Source organism: Micromonospora qiuiae (assembly GCF_016863555.1).
GTDB classification, from domain to species: domain Bacteria; phylum Actinomycetota; class Actinomycetes; order Mycobacteriales; family Micromonosporaceae; genus Micromonospora; species Micromonospora qiuiae.
Genome location: NZ_BOPC01000089.1, coordinates 1 through 21,738 on the forward strand (window position 1 = coordinate 1; position 21,738 = coordinate 21,738).

20 protein-coding genes are annotated in these 21,738 nt (G+C 73.0%); 11 read left to right on the forward strand and 9 right to left on the reverse strand.

Features of this window, described 5'->3' with window-relative positions; all coding sequences use genetic code 11:
• Nucleotides 1-210: 210 nt before the first annotated feature.
• Together Vqi01_RS25400 and Vqi01_RS25405 are read left to right on the forward strand one after the other, a co-directional pair.
• Nucleotides 211-552 carry a hypothetical protein gene (locus Vqi01_RS25400; RefSeq protein ID WP_204037371.1) on the forward strand — a complete coding sequence of 114 codons (342 nt, stop codon included), beginning with the start codon at nucleotides 211-213 and terminating at the stop codon, nucleotides 550-552.
• Entirely contained in the window at nucleotides 549-1,208 is a 660-nt protein-coding gene (locus tag Vqi01_RS25405) for a nucleotidyl transferase AbiEii/AbiGii toxin family protein (protein ID WP_239098656.1), read from the forward strand. Before Vqi01_RS25400 ends, Vqi01_RS25405 begins: the two co-directional genes overlap by 4 nt.
• Before the next feature lie 69 nt (nucleotides 1,209-1,277).
• Here Vqi01_RS25405 and Vqi01_RS25410 read toward each other — a convergent pair whose 3' ends face one another.
• Nucleotides 1,278-2,180 (reverse strand): SDR family oxidoreductase, encoded by a 903-nt coding sequence (locus Vqi01_RS25410; RefSeq protein ID WP_204037372.1) that lies wholly within the window; start codon nucleotides 2,178-2,180, stop codon nucleotides 1,278-1,280.
• A 145-nt stretch (nucleotides 2,181-2,325) separates the two neighbouring features.
• Nucleotides 2,326-3,504: a geranylgeranyl reductase family protein gene (locus Vqi01_RS25415; protein ID WP_204037373.1), complete on the reverse strand. Its 1,179-nt coding sequence runs from the start codon at nucleotides 3,502-3,504 to the stop codon at nucleotides 2,326-2,328.
• Nucleotides 3,505-3,643: 139 nt separating this feature from the next.
• On the opposite strand from Vqi01_RS25415, the gene Vqi01_RS25420 reads away from it, so the two are divergent.
• Nucleotides 3,644-3,880 carry a hypothetical protein gene (locus tag Vqi01_RS25420; RefSeq protein WP_204037374.1) on the forward strand — a complete coding sequence of 79 codons (237 nt, stop codon included), beginning with the start codon at nucleotides 3,644-3,646 and terminating at the stop codon, nucleotides 3,878-3,880.
• Between the two features lie 66 nt (nucleotides 3,881-3,946).
• Nucleotides 3,947-5,392: an MFS transporter gene (locus tag Vqi01_RS25425; protein ID WP_204037375.1), complete on the forward strand. Its 1,446-nt coding sequence runs from the start codon at nucleotides 3,947-3,949 to the stop codon at nucleotides 5,390-5,392.
• 353 nt (nucleotides 5,393-5,745) lie between these two features.
• On the opposite strand, the gene Vqi01_RS25430 is transcribed toward Vqi01_RS25425, so the two are convergent.
• The 4 genes from Vqi01_RS25430 to Vqi01_RS25445 all read right to left on the reverse strand — a co-directional run bounded on the left by Vqi01_RS25430 (nucleotide 5,746) and on the right by Vqi01_RS25445 (nucleotide 9,629).
• Nucleotides 5,746-6,435 carry a hypothetical protein gene (locus Vqi01_RS25430; RefSeq protein WP_204037376.1) on the reverse strand — a complete coding sequence of 230 codons (690 nt, stop codon included), beginning with the start codon at nucleotides 6,433-6,435 and terminating at the stop codon, nucleotides 5,746-5,748.
• Nucleotides 6,436-6,808: 373 nt separating this feature from the next.
• A complete protein-coding gene (locus Vqi01_RS25435) occupies nucleotides 6,809-7,936 on the reverse strand; it encodes a DUF3626 domain-containing protein (protein WP_239098657.1) in 1,128 nt (375 codons plus the stop codon).
• Entirely contained in the window at nucleotides 7,915-8,544 is a 630-nt protein-coding gene (locus Vqi01_RS25440; RefSeq protein ID WP_204037377.1) for an MBL fold metallo-hydrolase, read from the reverse strand. The genes Vqi01_RS25435 and Vqi01_RS25440 overlap by 22 nt, the downstream gene beginning before the upstream one ends.
• Nucleotides 8,544-9,629, reverse strand: a complete 1,086-nt coding sequence (locus Vqi01_RS25445; protein WP_204037378.1) for an S-(hydroxymethyl)mycothiol dehydrogenase — start codon at nucleotides 9,627-9,629, stop codon at nucleotides 8,544-8,546. The genes Vqi01_RS25440 and Vqi01_RS25445 overlap by 1 nt, the downstream gene beginning before the upstream one ends.
• Nucleotides 9,630-10,062: 433 nt before the next feature.
• On the opposite strand from Vqi01_RS25445, the gene Vqi01_RS25450 reads away from it, so the two are divergent.
• The 4 genes from Vqi01_RS25450 to Vqi01_RS25465 are packed head-to-tail and all read left to right on the forward strand — an operon-like array spanning nucleotide 10,063 to nucleotide 16,041.
• Nucleotides 10,063-10,653, forward strand: a complete 591-nt coding sequence (locus Vqi01_RS25450) for an ATP-binding cassette domain-containing protein (protein WP_204037379.1) — start codon at nucleotides 10,063-10,065, stop codon at nucleotides 10,651-10,653.
• Nucleotides 10,650-11,921 carry an ABC transporter substrate-binding protein gene (locus Vqi01_RS25455; protein ID WP_204037383.1) on the forward strand — a complete coding sequence of 424 codons (1,272 nt, stop codon included), beginning with the start codon at nucleotides 10,650-10,652 and terminating at the stop codon, nucleotides 11,919-11,921. Before Vqi01_RS25450 ends, Vqi01_RS25455 begins: the two co-directional genes overlap by 4 nt.
• On the forward strand, nucleotides 11,918-13,678 hold the full coding sequence (locus Vqi01_RS25460; RefSeq protein WP_204037385.1) for an ABC transporter permease: 1,761 nt from the start codon (nucleotides 11,918-11,920) through the stop codon (nucleotides 13,676-13,678). Before Vqi01_RS25455 ends, Vqi01_RS25460 begins: the two co-directional genes overlap by 4 nt.
• 8 nt (nucleotides 13,679-13,686) lie before the next feature.
• Entirely contained in the window at nucleotides 13,687-16,041 is a 2,355-nt protein-coding gene (locus tag Vqi01_RS25465; protein ID WP_204037386.1) for a tetratricopeptide repeat protein, read from the forward strand.
• Nucleotides 16,042-16,076: 35 nt separating this feature from the next.
• On the opposite strand, the gene pdxR is transcribed toward Vqi01_RS25465, so the two are convergent.
• Nucleotides 16,077-17,666 carry a MocR-like pyridoxine biosynthesis transcription factor PdxR gene (gene pdxR, locus Vqi01_RS25470; protein ID WP_204037387.1) on the reverse strand — a complete coding sequence of 530 codons (1,590 nt, stop codon included), beginning with the start codon at nucleotides 17,664-17,666 and terminating at the stop codon, nucleotides 16,077-16,079.
• A 28-nt stretch (nucleotides 17,667-17,694) separates the two neighbouring features.
• Here pdxR and Vqi01_RS25475 point away from each other — a divergent pair, with 28 nt between their 5' ends.
• Nucleotides 17,695-18,306, forward strand: a complete 612-nt coding sequence (locus tag Vqi01_RS25475; protein ID WP_204037388.1) for a LysE family translocator — start codon at nucleotides 17,695-17,697, stop codon at nucleotides 18,304-18,306.
• Nucleotides 18,307-18,316: 10 nt separating this feature from the next.
• Nucleotides 18,317-19,057, forward strand: a complete 741-nt coding sequence (locus tag Vqi01_RS25480; protein ID WP_204037389.1) for a B3/B4 domain-containing protein — start codon at nucleotides 18,317-18,319, stop codon at nucleotides 19,055-19,057.
• Here the strand turns inward: Vqi01_RS25480 and ygiD are convergent.
• Complete coding sequence (gene ygiD / locus Vqi01_RS25485; protein WP_239098659.1) at nucleotides 19,043-19,912, reverse strand: 4,5-DOPA-extradiol-dioxygenase; 870 nt, start codon at nucleotides 19,910-19,912, stop codon at nucleotides 19,043-19,045. The genes Vqi01_RS25480 and ygiD overlap by 15 nt on opposite strands.
• A 217-nt stretch (nucleotides 19,913-20,129) precedes the next feature.
• The gene (locus Vqi01_RS31400; RefSeq protein ID WP_204037390.1) at nucleotides 20,130-20,678 is read right to left on the reverse strand and encodes a MarR family winged helix-turn-helix transcriptional regulator; all 549 of its coding nucleotides are present in this window, start codon (nucleotides 20,676-20,678) and stop codon (nucleotides 20,130-20,132) included.
• Nucleotides 20,679-20,786: 108 nt separating this feature from the next.
• Here Vqi01_RS31400 and Vqi01_RS25495 point away from each other — a divergent pair.
• Nucleotides 20,787-21,738: LLM class flavin-dependent oxidoreductase (locus Vqi01_RS25495; RefSeq protein WP_204037391.1), on the forward strand; the 952-nt coding region annotated here is incomplete at its 3' end.

Here is a 21,738-nt window from a genome sequence, read left to right on the forward strand (position 1 = left end):
TTCTCAACCACCGCCGGGCGCCCACGATTCCGCCGCAGGACGGTCGACCGGCACCCGATGATCGGACATCCGGCGCAAACGGTGGGCACACCGATGGCGAGAACATCGAATCGGACTTTGCAACATGAAGCCGGCATCCGTACGATTGCCTCGCGGTCCCCGCACAGGTCGCCGACCCGCCAGCGGACCGACTGGCGTTACCCTGACAGCATGCAGGCCGTCTCCCCCAGCGCGACCGGCGTGGCGCATCTCGCCAGGCCCGGTCGTCCCACGCTGGTGGCGGGGTCGCTGGCCGAGCTGCGCGGGCCCACCCGAGGCGTCGTCCAGTTGCCGGTCCGCTTGATGTGGAGCCCCGACCGTAGCTTCGACCTCAGCGATCCCGACCAGCTGCTTTGGATGTACGAGAACGTACTCCGCGAAAGCACCAACCTCGACGACCTACGACTGCTCCTCGACGGCCGGACGCTGCGCCGGGTGTGGCGAGTGCTGAACCTGCCTCGTGGCGTGCGGCTGGCCTGGGAGACCCGGCATCGGGGTCTGCGGTCGGCGTGAGCGGGTCACATCCGCACGACTTCTACCGCGAGGTTGCCCGATTGGCGCTGACCGTCGCCGGACCGTACCGTTTTGTCCTCGGCGGAGGGGTGGCCTGGGCGGCACACGGCCTGGTCACCCGCCCCACCGAGGACGTCGACCTCTTTGCCGACGTGGAGGGCGCGGCCGCCGCGGCGGCCGCCGACGTGCGGGCCACGCTGGAGGCCGCCGGTTTCACGGTGACGGACGCGGACCCGGACAGCGAACTCGCCGACCTGTTCGACGGCTTCGACCGGGACATGCGGGACTTCGTCGTCAGCCGGGACGGCCGGCAGATCCGGCTCAGCCTGGCACGACTCGACCGTCACCGCAGCCCCGTGGTGATGGACCTCGGCCCGGTGATGGACGTACGGGATCTGATGGCGAACAAGACGGCCGCTCTGGTGAACCGACGCGAGGTCCGCGACTACATCGACGTCGCCTCCGCGTTGGAGCACCGCCGGGTGGCCGAACTGCTGGAACTCGCCCGCCAGATCGACCCCGCCCTTGACGAGGAGGACGTCCGGGCCGCCGGCCGGTACCTGGACCGGATCCCGGACCGCCGCTTCGCCCGATACGGTCTTGGCCCCGCCGACATCAGCCGGGTCCGCTACCGCCTGGCGGACTGGCCCCGCTGACGGGCGGCATCTGTTAACAAGGGGCCCTTGCTATACACCAGACGTTAACAAGGGGCCCTTCCTTACACCTCATTTGGTGAAGCGGCCTCCGGTGACGCCGAGAACCTCGCCGGTGATGAAGCTCGATTCCTGCGAGGCAAAGAAGACGTACGCGGGCGCCAGCTCGGCGGGCTGCCCCGGCCGACCCACCGGGGTGTCGGTGCCGAACTGCTCCACCTTCTCCTGCGGCATGGTCGCCGGAATCAGCGGCGTCCAGATCGGACCGGGCGCCACCGCGTTCACCCGGATGCCTCGATCGACCAGGTCGGCGGCGAGCGCCTTGGTGAAGTTCGCGATTCCCGCCTTGGTGGTGGCGTAGTCAAGCAGCTGCGGCGACGGGTCGAACGCCTGGATCGACGACGTGTTGATGATCGTCGAGCCCTCTTCCAGGTGCGGCAACGCGGCCTTGCAGAGCCAGAACATCGCGTACAGGTTGGTCTTGAGCACCCGGTCGAACTGCTCGGTGCTGATCCCGGCGATGCCCTTGTCCTGCGCCATCTGGTACGCCGCGTTGTTCACCAGGATGTCGAGGCCGCCGAGGTCGGACAGGGCGCGGTCGATCAGCGCCTGACAGTTGCGCTCATCGGCGATGTCGCCACGCACCGCGATCCCCTTGCGGCCGGCGGCCTCGACCAGCCGGACGGTCTCCCGGGCGTCGGCGTCCTCGTCCTCACCGAGATAGGAGATCAACACGTCGGCACCCTCGCGGGCGAACGCGATCGCCACGGCCCGGCCGATGCCGGAGTCACCGCCAGTGATGACAGCCTTCTTTCCTTCGAGCTTGCCGCTGCCCTGGTACGTCTCCTCGCCGTGGTCCGGTTTCGGCCTCATCCTGCCCGTCCGCCCCGGCGGCTCCTGCTGCTGGCTCGGCTGCCCCGACTGCTGGCCGTACTGCTCGGTCGGATCCTGCTGGGTGTACTGGTCCTGGCTCACGGGCGTCTCCTCGTCCGGTAGGTCGGATCCGGTCCCGGAAGGCCCTACCCGGGCTGGCGAAGCCCGAAACGGCCGATGGTGCGTCACAGCCCGTAAGGCATCCTAGGATCCTGTGCCATCCGGCTTGCGGGGTGGGTGGCGGGTGTTAAGAAGGGGCCCATCCTCTACCGCAGGCGTTAATAGGGGGCCCTTCCTTGCGTCTGGGTAGGCGGTGGGTGAGGGCGAGGGCGGCTCGGGCGGGTAGCGGGGCGAGCAGCCCGGCGAAGTCGGCCCGGCCCTGGCAGAACTGGATGAACGCCCGCCAGCCCGCCGGCGTGGCGAGCAGCGCGTGAAAGATCTCCGGACGGTGGGAGAAGCCGTCCAGCAGCTGGAATCCGGCCCGCATGGCCGGCAGCAGCCGGCGCGCCACCGCCCGTTCGTAGCCGGCGAGGTCACCGGCGGCGACCGCCTCACCGGCCAGCTCACCGGAGCGCAACGCGAAGCTGATCCCCTCGCGGGACCAGGGTTCCAGCAGACCGGCGGCGTCGCCGGCGACCAGCACCCGACCCCGCCGCAGCGGCGCGTCGTCGGCCCGGCAGCGGGTCAGATGACCCGTGTCGTGCGTGGCCGGCACGTCGGCCAGGCCGAGCCGGCCGACGAACCGACGCAGGTACGCCCGGGTCCGCTCCCCCTCGCCCCGGCCGGCGATCACCCCGACGGTGAGCCGGTCGCCCTTGGGAAACACCCAGGCGTACGAGCCGGGCAGCGGGCCCCAGTCGAGCAGCACCCGGTGCCGCCAGCGGGCCTGCTCGGGTGGCGACACCGGCAGTTCCACCTCCAACCCCAGGTCCACCTGTCGATGCCGCACCCCGACGTGCCGGGCGCTCACCCCGGAGGAACCGTCGGCGCCGATCGCCGTCCGGGCCACGATCGGTTCACCGTCGGCCAGTCGCAGGCGTACCACCTCAGGATCCTGTTCCAGCGACCGGACCGTGACCCGCTCGCGGACCTCGGCCCCGGCGGCCACCGCAGCCGCCCGCAGCCGGTCGTCGAACTCCTCCCGGCGCACCATCGTCACCAGCGGGCCCGACCTGTGCCGGCGGGTGAAGCGGATCCGCCCGTCGAGGGTGAAGGTGGCCCGGTCGACCTGGTCGTGGGCGGGCACCTCGATCCGCCCGGCCAGGGCCGCCAGCGAGGTGCCGATGAGACCCCCGCCGCAGGTCTTGTACCGAGGATGTACGGCGCGCTCGACGACAAGGGTGCGTACCCCACGACGGGCGGCGGCGCAGGCGGCGGAGAGCCCGGCCGGACCGCCCCCGATCACCACGAGTTCCCAGACGCTCACCCGATGCAGGGTAGATCAGCACGTGTGCCGGACGATGGCGACGCGACAGCCGATCGGGCAAGCATCTTCGCTCGGGCACCGGGTAAGCGCCGCTCGCAGACCGCCTGCCACAGGCGGAGAAAGCGCAAAGGAGGACACCATGCAACAGGTGCAGCTGTCGGACGTCGAGGCTCGGGTGTACGACGCGGTGGCGGCCCTGGAGGCACGCGGCCAGGTCCCCTACCCGGACATGATCGCCCAGGAGTGCGGCCTGACCGAGGAGCAGTTGCAGACCCCGCTGCACCTGCTGACCGAGAAGAACCTGCTGCACCGGGAGGACTCGCCGATGGCCGGGCTCGACTTCGGCCCCCGGTTCTGCGCCCAGCAACTCGCCTGAGCGGCCATCACCGGCGGTTCCCCGCAGCGGGACAATGCTCGACGACGCCGAACTACGGGGGACGCGATGAGCTCGGCCCGGGCGGGAGAGTCGGCCGGATCCGAGCCGTACGACGAGCGGCGGCGCCAGCGGGCACTCGGCGTCGGCCTGGTCGCGGCGTTCATGACACTGCTCGACGTCAGCATCGTCAACGTGGCCATCCCGTCGCTGGAGCGGGCCCTGCACGCCGGTCCCAGCGACCTGCAGTGGGTGCTCTCCGGGTACGCGCTGACCTTCGGGCTGGCCCTGGTCCCGGCGGGACGTTTCGGTGATTTCCACGGGCGGCGCAACGCGTTCGTGTTCGGCATCGCCCTGTTCACGGTGACCAGCGCGCTGGCCGGGCTGGCCCAGTCCCCCGGCGCTCTGATCGTCGCCCGACTGTTCCAGGGCGCCGCCGCAGGTCTGGTGAATCCGCAGGTGATCGGGATGATCCAGCAGCTCTTCCAGGGACCCGAACGGGCTCGGCCGTTCGGGCTGCTCGGCGCCACGATCGGCATCTCCACCGCCATCGGTCCGCTGCTCGGCGGTCTGCTGATCGCCGCCGGTGGACCGGAGCACGGCTGGCGGTGGGTCTTCTTCGTCAACGTGCCGGTCGGGATCGTCGCGGTGATCCTCGGCTGGCGGCTGATGCCGCACCGGCCGCCGGGGCAGGCCATCCGACGTCGCTCGGACCCGATCGGCGTACTGCTGCTCGGCATCGGCGTGACCCTGGTGCTGCTGCCGCTGGTGCAGCGGCAGCAGTGGCACGGCCCGGTGAAGTGGCTGCTTCTGCCCGCCGGCCTGGTCACGCTGGTCGGCTTCGTGCTCTGGGAACGCCGGTACGCCCGCCAGGGATCGCCGCTGTTCGACGTACGGATCTTCCGCCAGCAGTCGTACGCCCTGGGCTCGCTGATCGCGTTGATCTACTTCGGCGGCTTCACCGCGATCTTCTTCATCTTCACGCTGTACCTACAGACCGGGCTCGGCTACAGCGCGCTCGTCGCCGGTCTGGCGATCACGCCGTTCGCGCTCGGCTCGGCCGCGGCCTCGGCGGTCGGTGGACGGGTCGTCAACCGGTTCGGCCGTCCGCTGGTCGCGGCCGGTCTGCTGACCGTGGTGGCCGGGCTCGGCCTGGTGGCGCTCGCCATCGGGCTGGCACCGCACGCCCCGGTGCCCTGGGTGACCGCCGTACCCCTGCTGGTCGCCGGGATCGGCAGCGGCCTGGTGATCGCCCCGAACCAGACGCTGACTCTGTCGCAGGTGCCGGTGCCGCAGGCGGGCAGCGGCGCGGGCATGCTCCAGACCGGTCAGCGCATCGGCTCGGCCGCCGGCATCGCGGTCGTCGGGGCGGTCTTCTTCTCGATCGTGACCGAAACCGGCGCCCCCTGGTCGAAGGCCTTCGAGCGATCGCTGCTGGTGTCTGCCGGGATCATCACGCTGGCGCTGCTCGTCGCCCTCATCGACATCGCCCCCCACCGCGCAAGGAAGGGATGAAAGGAAGGGATGAAAGAAAGGGCCCCTTTTTAACGCCTGGGGTAGAGCAAGGGCCCCTTCTTAACAAACAGCGGGCGACTGCTGCGCGCACAGCGGGGCAACTGCTGGGCGCGTCGACCATGAGGGTGCGGATCCCCGCGGGCGGGCAGGGGCATCGACGGGCCGCCTGGCTGCACAGGACGGAACCGGCCGGCCCCGGATTCGGGGCCGGCCGGTTCGGTGCCGCCAAGGAGCCGGTAACGATGGCCGTGACCAACCCACGACCACGCCGCGACCGAGCGATCACCGCATCACGACCGCCGCGACCGAGTCACGGCCGCGTCATGCTCGGCGAGCGGGCCCGGTCGGTTGGGTCACCAGAGCTGGGAGACGATGTCCGCCGACTGCTCCTCCCACTGCGCGTAGTGGAACGGGTAGGCCGACACCTGCACCGTCTGCGCCGCGTTGGTCAGCGGCATCTCTCGCCAACCGTTGACCCGCTTGAGGGCCTCGAAGAAGACGGTCGAAGAGTACTCGGGATCGGTGATCTGCTCCACACTGCCCCAGCCGGTGGACGGGCGCTGCTGGAACAGGCCCTGCGAGTCGTGGTCGTTGTACGCGCCCAGATGGCCGAGGTTGTACAGCTTCGACTCCTGGAGGGCGGTGGCAATGCCGATCACCGCGCCCCGCTCGCCCACGCCGGTCTTCTTGGCCACCTCGATGATGGTCTTGGCGTTGCCGCGCTGGGCGTCGTCGAGCGGGATGCGCGACTGCGCGCCCTGCGCGCCGTACGGAATCAGTTTCGCCCGGGTGGGCTTGCCGGTGTCCGGCTGGTCGCTACGGCCACCGCTGGTCGGCTCCGACTCGACCGTGCCGCTACGGCCGGTCGCCTTGTCGATCGCCGCGACGGCGCCCTCGTGGGGCCCGCTGGTGAGCGGTGCGGCGATGGCGGACGGGCCGAGGGCCAGCCCGGCGAGGGCGGTCACGCCCGCGACGCTCAACGCGGTCTTCCTTCTCGGGTTCGTCGCGATGGCCGGGAGCCATCGAGTGAAGTCCAGCTTCACGATGGTTGCCCCTTCGATCGTTACGAGCCGCTCGGGGTGAGCCGCTCTCGGGTGACTGCAGAACACCGGCGTTTAGGTGCCGGCGCTACGGGGAAGTGCAACCGGCTCGTACTGTCGGGCATTCCGGAAATAGCCCCACCGCTGGCGGCTGCGATCCGGCTCACGCGACGACTCCGACGATCACGGCCACCGCCGGCAAACCGGACGGACTCGGCAAACCGAGCGGACCAAGCAGACCGGACGGACCCGGCAGACCGAACGGCAGGCGGCAGACCGGACGGCAGGTGCCGCGCGGTAGGAATGGGCCCGGCCGCGCGGGCAGGCGGGCGCGGCCCCGGAGGACCCCGTCAGGCAACGGACGGATCCGCGGGGATCAGCCGCCGTACGGGGTACCGAAGCGGACCAGGACGTGCCAGAGCTGCTTGAGCTGCTGGAGGGTGTCCGCGGCGCAGCCCCGGTCAGCCCACCGGCCCGGGTCGGTCACCACCGAGGCGGCGGCCCGGCCGATCAGCGCGGCGTGCAGTGGCTCCCCGGGTCGGGCGAATTCGGCGTGCACCCGGGCTGCCAGCGGCGGGATGGCCGGTCCCCGGAACTCGGCGTCGACCTGGCTCACGGGCAGGGCGAAGCCGGCGTGCCAGCGCAGCGGGAGCCCGTACCGGCGGGCGGTGGCGGCGAGGAGCGATCCGCTGTCGGTGCCTTGGAACGACGGGTCGACCACCAGCTCCGCCACGTCCCGGGCCATCCGTATCTCACCGTGGACCTGCGCTTCGATGTAGTCGTCGAGGGCACGTCCGGCGGCCCGGGGTGCCACAACGCTCTCCTTTCGCGCGCGCAGCAGCTCGCCGGTGAGGGCGACCAGATCGCCGGGTCGGCCCAGGCTGACCCCGGTGTCGACGGTCGCCGCGAGCAGGGCGGCCAATACCGGCTCGATCACGTCGGCGGTGCCGACGTCCCGGGGGTCGAGGTGGCTGTCGCCGAAGCAGAAGGTGGTGCGGGTCAGCACCTCGGGCCGCAGCCGCAGGTGACAGGAGCCGAACCGGGGGCAGGCGCCGTCGGGGTGGTCGAGCAGATTCAGCCCGCCGTACTTCGGCCGCTCCGCCGGGCGTACGCCCGGACGTTGGTACGCACCGCCGAACAGCCGCCGCTCCCAGCGGTCCCGGGAACCACCCGGGTACGCACTCAGGCCACCGTTGGAGATCCCGGTCTCGAACTGGCTGCGGTAGACGCCCTCGGTCGCGAGCGCCTCGGCGACCGTCCGCCCGTCGGCGAGCAGCCGGTCGGGGTGGAAGTTGAGGGTGAGCCGACCAGCCCGGCCGACAGCCGCGACGAGCTGGGCCACGTCGTGTCGTACCCCGGTGCTGGCGAGGGTGCGGCCGATGGCGGCCAGGGCGGTGGGCCGCTCGCGCAGCGCCACCGCCCGGACGTGCCGTACCGCGTCGCGCTGTGCCGGGGTCAGCGTCGGCGGTGGTGTTGCGTCGGTCAGTGGCCCCGCGCCAACCACTGGGGAAGGTGTGGTGCCTCGGCGCCGATGGTGGTGCTGTCGCCGTGCCCGGTGTGCACGACGGTCCGCGGCGGCAGGGTGAGCAGCCGGTCCCGGATCGAGCCGATGATGGTGCCGAAGTCGCTGTACGACCGGCCGGTGGCGCCCGGCCCGCCGGCGAACAGGGTGTCGCCGGTGAAGACGACGTCGAGCGCGGGAGCGTGCAGGCAGCACGCGCCGGGGCTGTGCCCGGGAGTGTGCAGCACGGTCAGCGCGATGCCGCCCACCTCGATCGTGTCGCCGTGGTGCAGCTGCCCACCCGGCGGCTCGTCGGGGTGCACCATGTCCCACAGCACCCGGTCGGCGGGGTGCAGCAGCACCGGCGCGCCGGTTGCGCGGGACAACTGGGGGGCGACCCGGACGTGGTCGTCGTGGGCGTGGGTGGCGACGATCGCGGTGACCCGACGGCCGGCCACCACGTCGAGGATGGCATCCACGTCGTGCGGGGCGTCGATCACGACGCACTCGTCGTCGTCGCCGACCACCCAGACGTTGTTGTCGACGTCGAAGGTCTGCCCGTCCAGCGAGAAGGTGCCGGAGGTGACGGCGTGGTCGATCCGGGCGGCCATCAGAAGACCACCACCGAACGGAGCACGTCGCCGCGGTGCATCCGGGCGAAGGCCTCCTCCACCCCGTCGAGCGGGATCTCCTCGGTGACGAAGGCGTCCAGGTCCAGACGGCCCTGCAGGTAGAGCTCGGTGAGCATCGGGAAGTCGCGGCTGGGCAGGCAGTCGCCGTACCAGCTGGACTTCAGTGCGCCACCCCGACCGAAGACGTCCAGCAGGGGCAGCTCGACGCGCATCTCGGGAGTGGGTACGCCGACCAGCACGACGGTGCCGGCCAGGTCGCGGGCGTAGAACGCCTGCTTCCACGTTTCCGGCCGGCCGACCGCGTCGATCACCACGTCGGCGCCGAACCCGCCGGTGGCCGCCTGGATCTCGGCCACGGGGTCGGCGTCGGAGGCGTTGACGGTGTGGGTGGCGCCGAACTTGCGAGCCCAGTCGAGTTTGCGGGAGTCGGTGTCCACCGCGATGATCGTCGTCGCGCCGGCCAGCGCCGCGCCGGCCACCGCCGCGTCACCGACGCCGCCGCAGCCGATCACCGCCACCGAGTCGCCGCGGGTCACCCCGCCGGTGTTCATCGCCGCGCCGAGGCCCGCCATCACCCCGCAGCCGAGCAGGCCGACGGCGGCCGGCCGGGCGGCGGGGTCGACCTTGGTGCACTGGCCGGCGTGCACCAGGGTCTTCTCGGCGAAGGCGCCGATGCCCAGCGCCGGGGAGAGTTCGGTGCCGTCGGTCAGGGTCATCTTGCGGGCGGCGTTGTGGGTGGCGAAGCAGTACCAGGGGCGACCGCGCCGGCAGGCGCGGCAGACCCCGCAGACGGCCCGCCAGTTGAGCACCACGAAGTCACCGGGCGCGACGGCGTCGACCCCCTCGCCGACCTGCTCGACGATGCCGGCCGCCTCGTGGCCGAGCAGGAACGGGTAGTCGTCGCTGATGCCGCCCTCCCGGTAGTGCAGGTCGGTGTGGCAGACCCCGCAGGACTGTACGCGTACCACCGCCTCACCGGGCCCGGGATCGGGCACCACGATGTCGGTGACCTCGACGGGCGCACCCTTGCGGCGCGAGATGACGCCCCTGACCTGCTGGCTCACGCTTCCTCCTCCACCTCGGTGCCGACCGGCACACCGAGGCTGCTCCGGCCTCGTTGACGATCGTTCCCGCTGGCGAACCTACCCCCACCGGGGCGGATCGGCACGGGTTCCTCGGCGCACCCGCTGAGCAGGGCACCGAAACCGGCGCCGCCGGGGCGTTGTTCCGCTTCGTCCGGTCACCGCGGCGCGGCGGTGACAAGGTCGGCGGCGGCCGGCGCAACACCCGGTCACCGGCGAGGAGGTAGACCTCGGCGTCCCGGCCGGAGGCGTACGGGGTCGGATCTGCCATGAGCATGACCGTAGTCGGCCGGTGTCGATGTCCATCCTGGACTGTGGGTGGGACGCCGTGTGTGGTCGGACTGTGACACCCTGAGATCGACAACTGTGGTCGGCGGAGGTGATGATCACGTTACGCACGTGTCAGCTCGTTGCCGTGCCGGACCTCCCGCCGCTCGACGTCGACGTGCCGGCCGGTGCCACGGTGGCGCTGGTCGCCCCGCCCCGGCTGGGCACCGCCGTGGCGCGGGTGGTGGTCGGGCTCGCCGCGCCGGTCGCCGGCCGGGTTCTGGTCGGCGACCGCGACGTCACCGACCTACCGCCGCTGCGTCGGCGGATCGGTTACGTCCCGGCCGGCGGCGCCCTGCTGCCGCACCTGACCGTCGCCCGCAACATCGCCTACGGGCAGTGCCGGCAACAGCGGGTCCGCGAGGTCGCCGACGCCTGGGCGAAAGCCCTGATCCAGCGGCTCGAACTCGCTCCGGCGCTCGGCCTGCGCCCGCATCTGCTCTCCGACGCGCAGCGGTTCCGGGTGGCCCTGGCCCGCGCCATGGCCTGCCTGCCCGAGGTGCTGGTGGTCGACCTGCCCGCCGCGCTCGACGGCATTCACCTCACCGGCCTGATCGATCGGCTCGCCCTGCCCAAAACCCCCGGCCTGGCGGTGCTGCTCTGCTCGGCCGACGACGTGGTGCTCGCCGAGGTGCCCGGGCGGTTGCGGGTCGAGGTCGGCGGCGAGGTGGATCCATGACGGCGCTGCGCCGCCGCACCTTGCTGCGCGCCGCCGCGGCCGGGACCACCGTCGCGGTCGCAGGCTGCGCCCGGGACGCGTCGTCGGTGCAGGCGGCCGTGGTCTGGAACGGTGACGAACTGGCCAGGTTCCGCGCGGTCGTCGCCAATTTCCCGGCCCCGGTGCGGGTGATCGGGGTGGGTAACGACATCGACTCGTTCCTGGCCGCCCGGCAGTCGGCCGGCACCAGCCCGGACGTGGCGGTCCTGTCCCGCCCAGGTCTGGTCGTCGAGTACGCCGAGCGGGGCTGGCTGAGCTCGGTGACCCCCACCACCAGTTACGCCCCGCCGGCCGGTCTGGCCGACCTGCTCACCGTCGACGGGCAGCGCTACGGAGTGTGGATCAAGGCGGCGCACAAGTCGCTGTTCTGGTACTTCCCGTCCCTGCTCGAGGAGCCGCCGAAGACCTGGGACCAACTGGTCAGCCAGACCCGCCGGCTCGCCGCGCGGCACCGGGCCGACGGCGGCCCGGCGCCGCTGGCGGTCGGCGCCGCCGACGGGTGGGTGCTCACCGACTGGTTCGAGAACGCTCTGCTCGACGTCGCCGGCGCCGGGGTGTACGACGCGTTGGCCCGCGGCGAGGCCGACTGGCAGGGCCAGCCGGTGCAGTACGCCCTCGACCGGCTCGCCGAGCTGTGGAGCGTCGACGGCGCCTTTCCCGATGGCGGCCGGCGGGCGCTGCTCACCCAGTTCGAGGAGTCGGTCATCCAGGTGGTGCATCACCGCAGCGCGGTGATGGTGTTCGAGGCCGACTTCGTCGACGCCGCCGCGGCCCGGTTCCGGCGCGGCGACGAGCAGCTGAGCACGTTCCGCTTCCCCGGCGCCCGCCATGCCGACAAGCCGCTCATCGTCGGCGGCGACGTGGCGGTGGCGTTCGCCGGATCGGCCGGCGGGGTGGAGCTGGTGCACTGGCTCAGCAAACGGACGGCGTTCGGGCCGTGGCTGGAGGCGGGCGGCTACCTTTCCCCCAACCTCGACGTGCCGGTGGAGAGCCACCGCGACCCGCTGCGCCGCAGGCTGGCCGAGGAGCTGCGCGCCGCCGACACGGTGCAGTTCGACCTCTCCGACCGGCTGCCCGGGACGTTCACCGGCACCGACGGGGTGGGGATCTGGCGGATCATGCAGGACTTCTTCATGGAGGTGACCGACGGGACCGCCGCCCGGTACGCGGTCAGCCGGACCACCCGGGCGCTCGCCGCGGCGGCCCGGGCGGCGAGGAGGCGACGGTGAGCCGGGTGCCGCTCCTCGGCGAGCTCGCGGTCCTCGACGACGTCGGGGCACCCCGGCGCGGCCGGGCGTACCCCGCGGAGGGCGCGACCTGGGCACTGCTGGCACCGGCGGTGCTGCTGCTCGGCGCGCTGCTGGCCTGGCCCGTGCTGCGTACGGTGCAGGCCAGCGTCACCAGCGACGGCCGCTGGGTGGGCGCCGAACACTACCGCGCCGCGTTCGCCGCCGACGGCACCGGTGCGGTGGTGCTGCGTACCGTGCTGTGGGCGCTGCTGGTGCCCGCCGTGGTCACCGTGTTGGGCTACCTGCTCGCGGTGGCTTCGCGGCGGTCCCAGGAGGGGTGGCTGGTCCGGCTCATCCTGGTGGTGCCGATCGCGCTGCCGTTGGTGGTCACCGGGGTGACCTTCCGGCTGTTCTACGATCCGGACCCGGAGCGTGGGCTGGCCACCCTGGTGCTGGCCCGGCTCACCGGGCGGGCAGCGGAGCAGGCGCCGCAGTTGCTCGGGCCGGAGCTGGTCACCGTGGCCGTGATGTCGGCGTTCGTGTGGGCCTGGGCCGGGCTGGCCATGCTGGTGTTCCGGGCCGCCCTCGACACCGTGCCGGCCGACCTCGCCGACGCGGTACGCGCCTTCGGGGGCAGCCGCCGTGACGTGCTCTGGGACGCGCAGTGGCGACCGCTGCTGCTGCGTACCGTCGCGGTGGTCTTCGCCCTGGTCGCGGTCGGCACCAGCCGGACCTTCGACCTGATCCTGGTGATGACACCCGGCTCGGTGCGCGACGAGGCGGCGGTGCTCGCGCTGCGGATCTGGCAGACCTCCGGCGCGACCACCACCGGCGAGGGCGCCGCCCTCGGAGTCATCTGGCTGGTCGCGGTCACCGTCGGCATGCTGGGCGCGGCCCTGTTCATCCGGCAGGCGTGGCCGCTGCCCCAGCCGCCGGCCGTTCCCGCCCCGGTCGCGCCGCCGCCACGACGACTGGTCCGGTTGTTCGCCGCAGGGGCGGCCGTGGCCTGGCTGCTCCCCCTGGCGGCGCTGGTGTTCACCTCGCTGCAGCATCCCGACCGCGCGGCCGTCGAGGCCTGGTGGTCCCGCCATCCGACGATCGAGTCGTACGCGGCCGTGCTCGACAACCCGGAGCTGTGGCGCAGTTTCCGCTTCACGCTGATGCTGGCCACGGTGGTCACCGTCGCGGTGCTGATCGTCGCGCTGCTCGCCGCGTACCCGTTGGCCTGGTTGACCGGGCCGCCCGCCCTGGCCATCGGGCTGGCGTTGCTGGCCATGGCGGTCGTCCCGGTGCAGGTCATCGCCGGACCGATACACGAGGTGCTGGGGATGGGGTTCTCCTCCGGTACGGTCCAGGGCCTCGCGTTGGTACACATCGCGCTGGGTGTGCCGTTCGCCGTGCTGGTGCTGCGCAACGCCTTCGCCGACCTGCCCGCCGACCGGATCCGCGCCGCCCGGCTGAGCGGGTGGCACTGGTGGAGCATGCTGCGGCTGCTGGTCCAGCACAACCACCGCGCGCTGCTGGCGGTGGCCGTGCTGGAGTTCGTACAGGTCTGGAACGATCTGGTGGTCGGCCTGCTGTTCAGCGCACCGGCAGCGCCGCTCGGGCTGTTCCTGCAGAGCCAGACCCGCGAGTTCGTCACCAGCAGCGGCACCCTCGCCGCCGGTTCCGTGCTCGCCTCGATCCTGCCCGTGCTGATGGTGCTGCTGGCCAGCCGGCAGATCGTGGCGGGACTGGTCGCCGGGGGCGTGCGGTGAGCCCGTCGGTGCGCAGCGACCGCCGGCCCCGGCTGGTGAGCCTGCTGCTCGCTGTCGGTGGGGTCGCGGGCGCGGGAGCCAGTGCGCTGCTCGGCAACATCACCGGCAACCTGCTCTCCGAGCTGTCCGTCGCCGTCCTCGGGTCGGCGAGCCTGGGTCTGGCGGTCCTCGGGATCACCGCGTCGTTCGTCGTGGAGTGGCGGCGCCGGCAACGCGGGCAGCTGGCCGACGAGGAGAACCTGGCCCCGGCGGGCAGCAGCGCGCCCACGCTGCCCTGGCCGGGCCGGTACATCGGCCGGCGTGGGCAGGCGGAGGCCGTGGTGGACCGGCTGGCCCCGGAACATGCGGTGGCGGTGGTCGGCCGGCGGGGCGTGGGTACGTCGTCGTGCGCCAGGCAGGCGGCGAACCTGTGCCGCGACGACTTCCGCGACGGGCAGTACTACCTCGACCTGCGCCGCGACGGGCGCGCCCGCTCGCCCCGGGAGGTCCTGTCGGCGCTGGCCCGCGTCCTGGGCACCAGGCCGCCGCGCTCCGGCCGGGCGGACGACCTCGCCGAGGCCGCCGACGAGCTGCGCGGCGAGCTCGACGGCCGGAAGGTGCTGCTCGTGCTGGACAACGTGGACAGTCCGGCTCAGGTCCGGCCGCTGCTGCCGCCGACCGCACGCACCTGCCGGCTGCTGCTGGCCGGCACCGGCCGGCTCGCCGACCTCGACGGGGTGGTGGCGCACTCGCTGCTCGAACCCGAGGTCGACGACGCGGTGGAGATGTTCGCCGCCGCCGGGGCGGCCACACCGTTGGCCCGCCCACACCGGCCCGACCCGCGCACCGACCCGGCTGTCCGCGCCATCGTCGAGTTGTGCGGGCGGCAGCCGCGCACCGTCACCGAGTTGGGGCGGCGGACCGCGCAACACGGCTGGCGGCACTCCGATGTGCTGCACTCGCTGCGCCGGGCCGCCGACACACCGCCGCACCAGCGGATCGCCGGCTCCCCGGTGGCCGGGCTGGTGACCGCCCGGGACACCGCGTACCACGCGCTCAGTGGCGAGGCCCGACGCCTATGGCGGCTGCTGTCGTTGAGTTCGGTGCCGCTGGACCGGCCGACCATCGCCGCGCTGGCCCGCCGTCGCCCCGACCGGGTCGCTGTGCTGCTCGACGAGTTGGCCGACGGGGCGTTCGTCGTCGGCGCCCGCGGCGACCGGTACGAGGTGCGGCCGCTGCTCGCCGGGTACGCGCGGATGCACCTGCGTGAAGCCGGATCGGTGCGGCACCGGGTGAGCGCGCAGGCCCGGCTGACCCGGCACCTGGCCCGGGGGGCTGAGCGGCACATGGCTGCGCTGGCGGTGGCCGGCGTGATCGATCGCGACCGTCGGCTGCTCGACGACGATCCGTACAGCTGGTTCGACCTGCACCAGGAACTGCTGATGGCGGTGGTGAAAGTGCCGGCCGGTGCGGTGGAGACGCTGCCGCGCCGGGTGCGGGACTGGTGGTTCCGGCTGGCCGTGGCGCTGTGCGGCTGGCTCGCGCACGCCGAACGGCTGGACGAGTGGGAGGAGGTTTGCCAGACGGTACTGGCCAACCCCACCGCGCAGGACCGGCCGGAGATCGCCGGCTGGGCGCACAACGAGCTGGGCGTGCTGCGCCGCCGGCGCCACGACCCGCACGGCGCGGTGGCCGCGCTCAGCCTCGCCGTGGCGGGTCGGGGCCGGCGGGGCACCGCCCAGGCGCGGATGAACCTCGGTCTGGCCCTGCTCGACCTCGGCCGGCTCGACGAGGCGGTGGAGCAGTTGGAGCTGTCCCGCCGGCACCGCGCGCGGGCCGACCGGGCCGGCAATGCCCTCAGCGACCTGGCGCTGGGCGCCGCCCGACTGGCCCGCGGCGAGCTGGACAGCGCGAAAGACCTGCTGGTCCGAGCGGCGGACCGGTTCCGTCCGCTTGGCGATTCACGTGGCTACGCGGCGGCGCTGACCAACCTCGTGCTGGTGTACTCCGCGCTGGGCGAGCATCTCGACGCCGGGCAGGCGTGGCAGGCGGCGCTGCGCGAGTACGAGAGCGTCATCGATCCCACGCACCGGGCGACCGCGCTGCTCAACGCGGGAGCGGCCCTGCTCTCGGTGGCACCCGGCCAGGCCCGTCAGGCGTACGGGCTGCTCGCCGAGAGCCGCCGGCTGCGCGAGCAGGGCCGCCCGAACGCCGGGCTGGGCCGCACCCTGCTGCACCTGGGCGACGCGGCGGCAGCGCTCGGCGACGACGACGAGGCTCGGCGGCACTGGGTGGACGCGGCGACGATCTGCGAGGCGGCCGGCGACAGCGACGGCCAGCAGGCCGCGGACGCCCGGCTGGCCGGTGAGCCCCACCCGGAGTGATTCGGGGACGTCCGGCCTGCCGTTCTGTCGGTGTCTCAGCCGGTGGCGGCGAGCAACTCGACGCCCTCCGCGATGACCGAGACGGAGTTGGCCGCGTAGCCGAGGACCAGGCCGGGCGGGTACGGCCGCTGGCAGTGCCAGGACAGCGGCTGCACCTTCACCCCACGCGCCAGGGCCGCCGCCGCCAGCTCCGTGTCCGCCACCTCGCCGGCCAGGGTGAGCGTCAGGTGCAGCCCGGCCGCCGCCCCGTGCACGGTGGCGCCCGGCAGGTGGCGGCCCACCGCAGCGATCATGGCGTCGCGGCGTCGTACGTGCCGTCGGCGCAGCAGCCGCAGGTGCCGCTCCAGCGCCCCGGAGGTGATCAGCTCGGCGAGGACCAGTTGCGGCAGGACAGCGTTGCCCAGATCGGCGTTTCGTTTGGCGGCCACCACAGCGTCCCGGTACCGCCGCGGCACCAGCAGCCAGCCGATGCGCAGCGCCGGGGCGAGCAGCTTCGACACGCTGCCGGCGTAGCAGACCTGCTCGGGCAGGGTGGCGCGCAGCGCCGGCACCGGCGGGCGGTCGTAGCGGTGCTCGGCGTCGTAGTCGTCCTCGACGATCAGGCCGCCGGCGCGGGCCCAGTCGGCGAGTTGGCGGCGCCGCCCGCCGGCGAGCACCACACCGGTCGGGAACTGGTGCGCGGGGGTGAGCACCACCGCGGGGAGGTTGCTCGCGGCCAGCTCGTGCACGCGCAGCCCGGCGGCGTCGACCGGGATCGGCACCGTGTCCAGCTGCCAGTTGTTGAGGTGCTGCCGGACGCCGAGTGAGCCGGGATCCTCCACGCCGAGCGCGGTGACGCCGTCGGCGGCCAGTGCCTGGGCGAGCAGGCCGAGCGCCTGCGACACACCGGTCGTGATGATCACCTCGGCCGGGTCGGCGCCGATCCCCCGGTTGCGGGCCAGCCATCCGGCGACGGCCCGGCGCAGCGTGGGCGTACCGCACGGATCGCCGTAGCCGAGGTCCGGCGCCGCCAGCCGCCCCAGCACGGCCCGCTCGGCGCGCAGCCAGGCCGCGCGGGGAAACGCCGCGAGGTCGGGTACGCCGGGCGTCAGGTCGATCCGCGCCGGGGCGGTGCGGAACGCGTCGAAGACGTCCGGGCCGGGCGCCGACGAGAACAGGCCGGCGGGATCCGTCGTACGGGTCGCCGCGCTCGTGGCGGATTCCGGCCCGCCTGTTCCCAGCCCTGTCGAGGGCGGTTGCGCCCCGGTGTTCGGCCACCGGGGCGGCGCCGGGATCGGGGCGGCCACCACCACCGTCCCGGCCCGGCCGCGGCCGGCCACCTGCCCCTCTTCCATCAGCCGCTGGTACGCCTCCACCACCACGCCCCGGGACACGCCGAGATCGGCGGCGAGCACCCGGGTGGCGGGCAGTCGGGCACCGACCGGCACGACTCGCTCGGCGATCGCCCGGCGCAGCCGATCGGCGAGCCAGGCGGCGCGTCCACCGCGTGGCGCCTGCCCGATGTCCAGGTGAAGGAAGTCCGACCCGGCGTTAGAAAGGGACCCTTTTACCACGCGAGGCGTTAACAGGGGGCCCTTCCTTTCAGCTATGGACCTGTGGGGAGGGCTTGGTTTGGTACTGCTCATCGGACCATTGTGGAGGCAGGGTGGGTCGGTGACCATCGCCTTTCTGCTCACCACGCTCGTCGTGGTCGTGACCCCGGGCGCCGGGGTGCTGTTCACGCTCTCCGCCGGGCTGACCGGCGGGCACCGGGCCGCCCTGGTCGCCGCGCTGGGCGGCACGCTGGGCACCGTGCCGCACCTGATCGCGGCCGTGACCGGGCTCGCCGCGCTGCTGCACTCCAGCGCACTCGCCTTCGACCTGGTCAAGTACCTGGGCGTGGGCTACCTGCTCTGGCTGGCACTCTCGATGTTGCGCGAACGGGGCGCGATCAGCATCGACGACAGCGCCCCGCCCCGCCCGGCACGCCAGATCATCGGCTCGGTGGTGCTGATGAACCTGCTCAACCCGAAGTTGACGATCTTCTTCGTCGCGTTCCTGCCGCAATTCGTCCACCCGGGCAGCCCGGGGGCCCTGGGCCGGATGCTCGGGCTGGGGGCGGTGTTCACGGCGACCACACTGGTCGTCTTCGTCGGCTACGGCCTCGGCGCCGCCGCCGTACGCCGACACGTCCTCGACCGCCCCCGGGTGGCCGACTGGCTGCGCCGGTGCTTCGCCGGCTCGTTCCTGGCGCTCGGCCTGCTGCTGGCCCGCGCCGAAGCATGAGGGAGAAACTGTGTACTTCCAGCACTCGCCCCGCCTCCGGGCGGAGCATCCGACGCTGGTCGCCGGCGTGCTGTACGCCGAGGGCGTCCACGGCGAGCCACGGACCGAGTTGCCGCTTGCCGACCTGCTCGGGCGGGCACGGCAGCGGCTCGCCGGGGGCACCGAGGCGGGCTTTCCGGAGATCCAGGCGTGGCGGCGGGCGTTCGCCCGGATGGGGCTGGCCCCGACGAAGTACCGCTGCGCGGCGGAGTCGCTGCTGCGCCGGCTGCGCACCAGTGGTGACCTGCCCCGAGTGCACCCGCTGGTGGATCTCGGCAACGCGGTGTCGGCCGCGTACGCCATTCCGGTCGGGATTCTCGACGTGGCGCGCTGCGGCGGCGGCATCGAGGTGCGGCACGCCCGGGGCGACGAGCGCTACCTGACCCTCGGCGGCGTCGAGGAGCAGCCCGACCCCGCGGAGGTGATCTTCGCCGACCCGCTGGGCCGGGCCCACGCCCGACGCTGGACCAACCGGCAGAGCGGCTGGTCGGCGGTACGCGACGACACAGCGACCATCCTGGTGGTGGTCGAGGCGATGCACGACTCGGCGGCGCGGGACGTGCCCCGCCTGCTGGACACGCTCGCCGAGCAGCTGCACCGGGGTTGGGGCGCGTCGTCGCGTACCACCCTGCTGACCCCGGCCACCCCCGGCTGGCGCGTCGACGTCGCGGCCGGCTCAGGTGTTGGCGCGACCGGCTCAGATGTTGGCTGAGTCGGCGGGTACGCCGTCGGGCAGCGTGGGCGCCCCGGTCAGCGTCTCTGTGGGGTGACCGGGGCGACCCAGCGTGTAGGCGGTCATCGACACCGACCCGTAGGCGTACCCGTCCACCAGCACGTTCGTCCCCCCGCCGTCGGCACCGGCGAGGCCGGCCAGGTAGAGCAGCGGGATGAAGTGGTCAGGCGTCGGCACGGCGCTGTCGAAGTCGCGGTGGGCGTCCAGGGCAGCCGCCTCGGTCGGCTCGCCGAGCATGACCTCCTTCGCCGCCTCGTCGAACCGCTGCGCCCAGTCGAACCCCTGGTCGACCATCCGGGGGTTGACGCCGCCGAGGTTGTGCACCACGTTGCCGCTGGCCACCACGAGCACGCCCCGCTCCCGCAGCGGCGCGAGCTTCGCGCCCAGCTCCAGGTGGTAGTCCAGCCCCTTGAACGCGTTGATGCTCAGTTGGACGACGGGAATGTCCGCCTCGGGAAAGGCGTGCACCAGCACCGACCAGGTGCCGTGGTCGATGCCCCAGGAGTCGATGTCCGCCCCCACCCAGGTGGGGTGGACGACGTCGCTGACCTCCTCGGCCAGCTCCGGCAGGCCCGGCGCCGGGTACCGCACGTCGAACAACTCCTGCGGAAAGCCGTAGAAGTCGTGGATGGTCTTCGGTCGGGGCATGGCGGTGACCGCCGTGGCTCCGATGTACCAGTGGGCCGACACCACCAGGATCGCCCGGGGCCGCGGGACCGACTGCCCGAAGGCCCGCCAGGCGGACGTGTACCGGTTGAGTTCCAGCGCGTTCATCGGGCTGCCGTGGCCGAAGAACACGGCCGGCATCCGCGTGGACGTCGCATCGCTGCTCATGGTGCGCCTCCTGGGCTGGCAGGTGGCCTGAGCGTAGACGACCCGGCGGGCGGTGTCCGGCGTACCGTCGCGGTGCTCGGGGGCGGCGGCGGGTCAGGCGGTCTCGCCGGGAGCGAGGTGGCGGTAGCCGAGGATCGTCTCGGTGAACCAGCCGTTGACGCTGGCCAGACCGCGCTCGTTGAGCTGGGCCGGCGGGTCGAGGGGTTGGCCCGCCCGGTCAGGTACGGGCGGCCCGGCGGCGACCGGCCCGGCCGGTCGGCGGCGGCTCGGTCGCCGCCTCCACCGCCGCGCACAGGTCGGTGAGCGGGTCGAGGGCCTGCGCCGCGCAGGCCACCCGCTGCAGCAGCGCCCGCAGTGTCGCGCCCTCGTCGGGCGTGAGCGCCTCCAGCAGCCGGGACTCGACCCGACGCAGCGCCTCCCGACGGTGCCGCGCGGCGTCGCGGCCGGCGTCGGTGAGGGTGACCAGACGGCTGCGCCGGTCCGCCGGATCCGGTCGGCGCAACACCAGCCCGGCCTGCTCCAGGTCGTCGATCAGGTACGTCAGCACGGTGCGGTCGATGCCCAGTTCCTCGGCGATCGCGCCCTGGTTGCGGGGTGGCTCCCGGTCGGCGGCGGTGAGCACGTGGTAGCCACGCGGCCCGCCGGGCAGCTCCCCGACGGCGTGCTCGGCGGCGCGGATGTAGGCCCGAAAGACGACGCCGAGCATCCACCCGAGGTCGTCGTTGAGCGGGTCGGGACGGGGCTTGTCGCCCTGGGCGCCGGTCATCCTCGAAGATTAGCGCAAATCACAGACTTTATTGGGCAAGGATGTTCTAGTTGGAATAGCATTTCTGGTTGCGGTGATCGGCATCGCGCCACCGGAAGGAAGGCCGAGATGAGCGACTACGGGCACACACTGACCTTCGGGTCGTTCCTCACGCCCGGCAACGCCGACCCAGCACGACCGGTCGGTCTCGCCATGCTCTGCGAGCAGGTCGGGCTCGACCTGGTCACCTTTCAGGACCACCCCTACCAGCCCGCCTTCCTGGACACCTGGACGCTGCTGAGCTTCGTCGCCGCGCGCACCGAACGGGTGCGCCTGGCCGCGAACGTGACCAACCTGCCGCTGCGCCCACCCGCCGTGCTGGCCCGCAGCGTCGCCAGCCTCGACCTGCTCAGCGGCGGCCGCACGGAACTAGGCCTGGGTGCCGGTGGGTTCTGGGACGCCATCGAGGCGATGGGCGGGCGACGCCTCTCCCCCGGCCAGGCGGTGCGGGCCCTGGAGGAGGCGATCGAGATCATCCGCCAGATCTGGGACGCCGACGCCCGCGGCGGCGTCCGCGCCGACGGCGAGTTCCACCGCGCGGTGGGCGCCAAACGCGGCCCGGCACCCGCCCACGACGTCGGCATCTGGCTGGGCGCCTACAAGCCGCGCATGCTCGCGCTGACCGGACGCCGGGCCGACGGCTGGCTGCCCTCGCTGCCCTACTTGAACCCCGGCGACCTGGCGAAGGGCAACACGATCATCGACGAGGCCGCCACCGAGGCGGGTCGCGCCCCGGCCGACGTGCGCCGGCTGCTCAACATCAACGGACGGTTCTCGCCGGTCAGCCGCGGCCCGCTCGACGGGCCGGCCGAGCAGTGGGCCGAGGAACTCGCCCATCTGGCCCTGACCGACGGGATCAGCACCTTCATCCTCGCCAGCGACGACCCCGACGACCTGCGGCGCTTCGCCGCCGAGGTGGCCCCCGCCACGCGGGAACTGGTCGCCGCCGAGCGCGCGACCGGCTCCACCGACTCCACCGGCCCAGGCGACGGCTCGGCGGGCACGGCTGACACGACGGGCA

Bases quoted from the DNA above. Each gene is read 5' to 3' on its own strand.
- Vqi01_RS31400 (WP_204037390.1), bottom strand. From the start codon at position 20,678: ATGACCGGCGCCCAGGGCGACAAGCCCCGTCCCGACCCGCTCAACGAC.
- Vqi01_RS25400 (WP_204037371.1), top strand. From the start codon at position 211: ATGCAGGCCGTCTCCCCCAGCGCGACCGGCGTGGCGCATCTCGCCAGG.
- ygiD (WP_239098659.1), bottom strand. From the start codon at position 19,912: ATGAGCAGCGATGCGACGTCCACGCGGATGCCGGCCGTGTTCTTCGGC.
- Vqi01_RS25455 (WP_204037383.1), top strand. From the start codon at position 10,650: ATGACGGCGCTGCGCCGCCGCACCTTGCTGCGCGCCGCCGCGGCCGGG.
- Vqi01_RS25425 (WP_204037375.1), top strand. From the start codon at position 3,947: ATGAGCTCGGCCCGGGCGGGAGAGTCGGCCGGATCCGAGCCGTACGAC.
- pdxR (WP_204037387.1), bottom strand. From the start codon at position 17,666: ATGAGCAGTACCAAACCAAGCCCTCCCCACAGGTCCATAGCTGAAAGG.
- Vqi01_RS25440 (WP_204037377.1), bottom strand. From the start codon at position 8,544: ATGGCCGCCCGGATCGACCACGCCGTCACCTCCGGCACCTTCTCGCTG.
- Vqi01_RS25420 (WP_204037374.1), top strand. From the start codon at position 3,644: ATGCAACAGGTGCAGCTGTCGGACGTCGAGGCTCGGGTGTACGACGCG.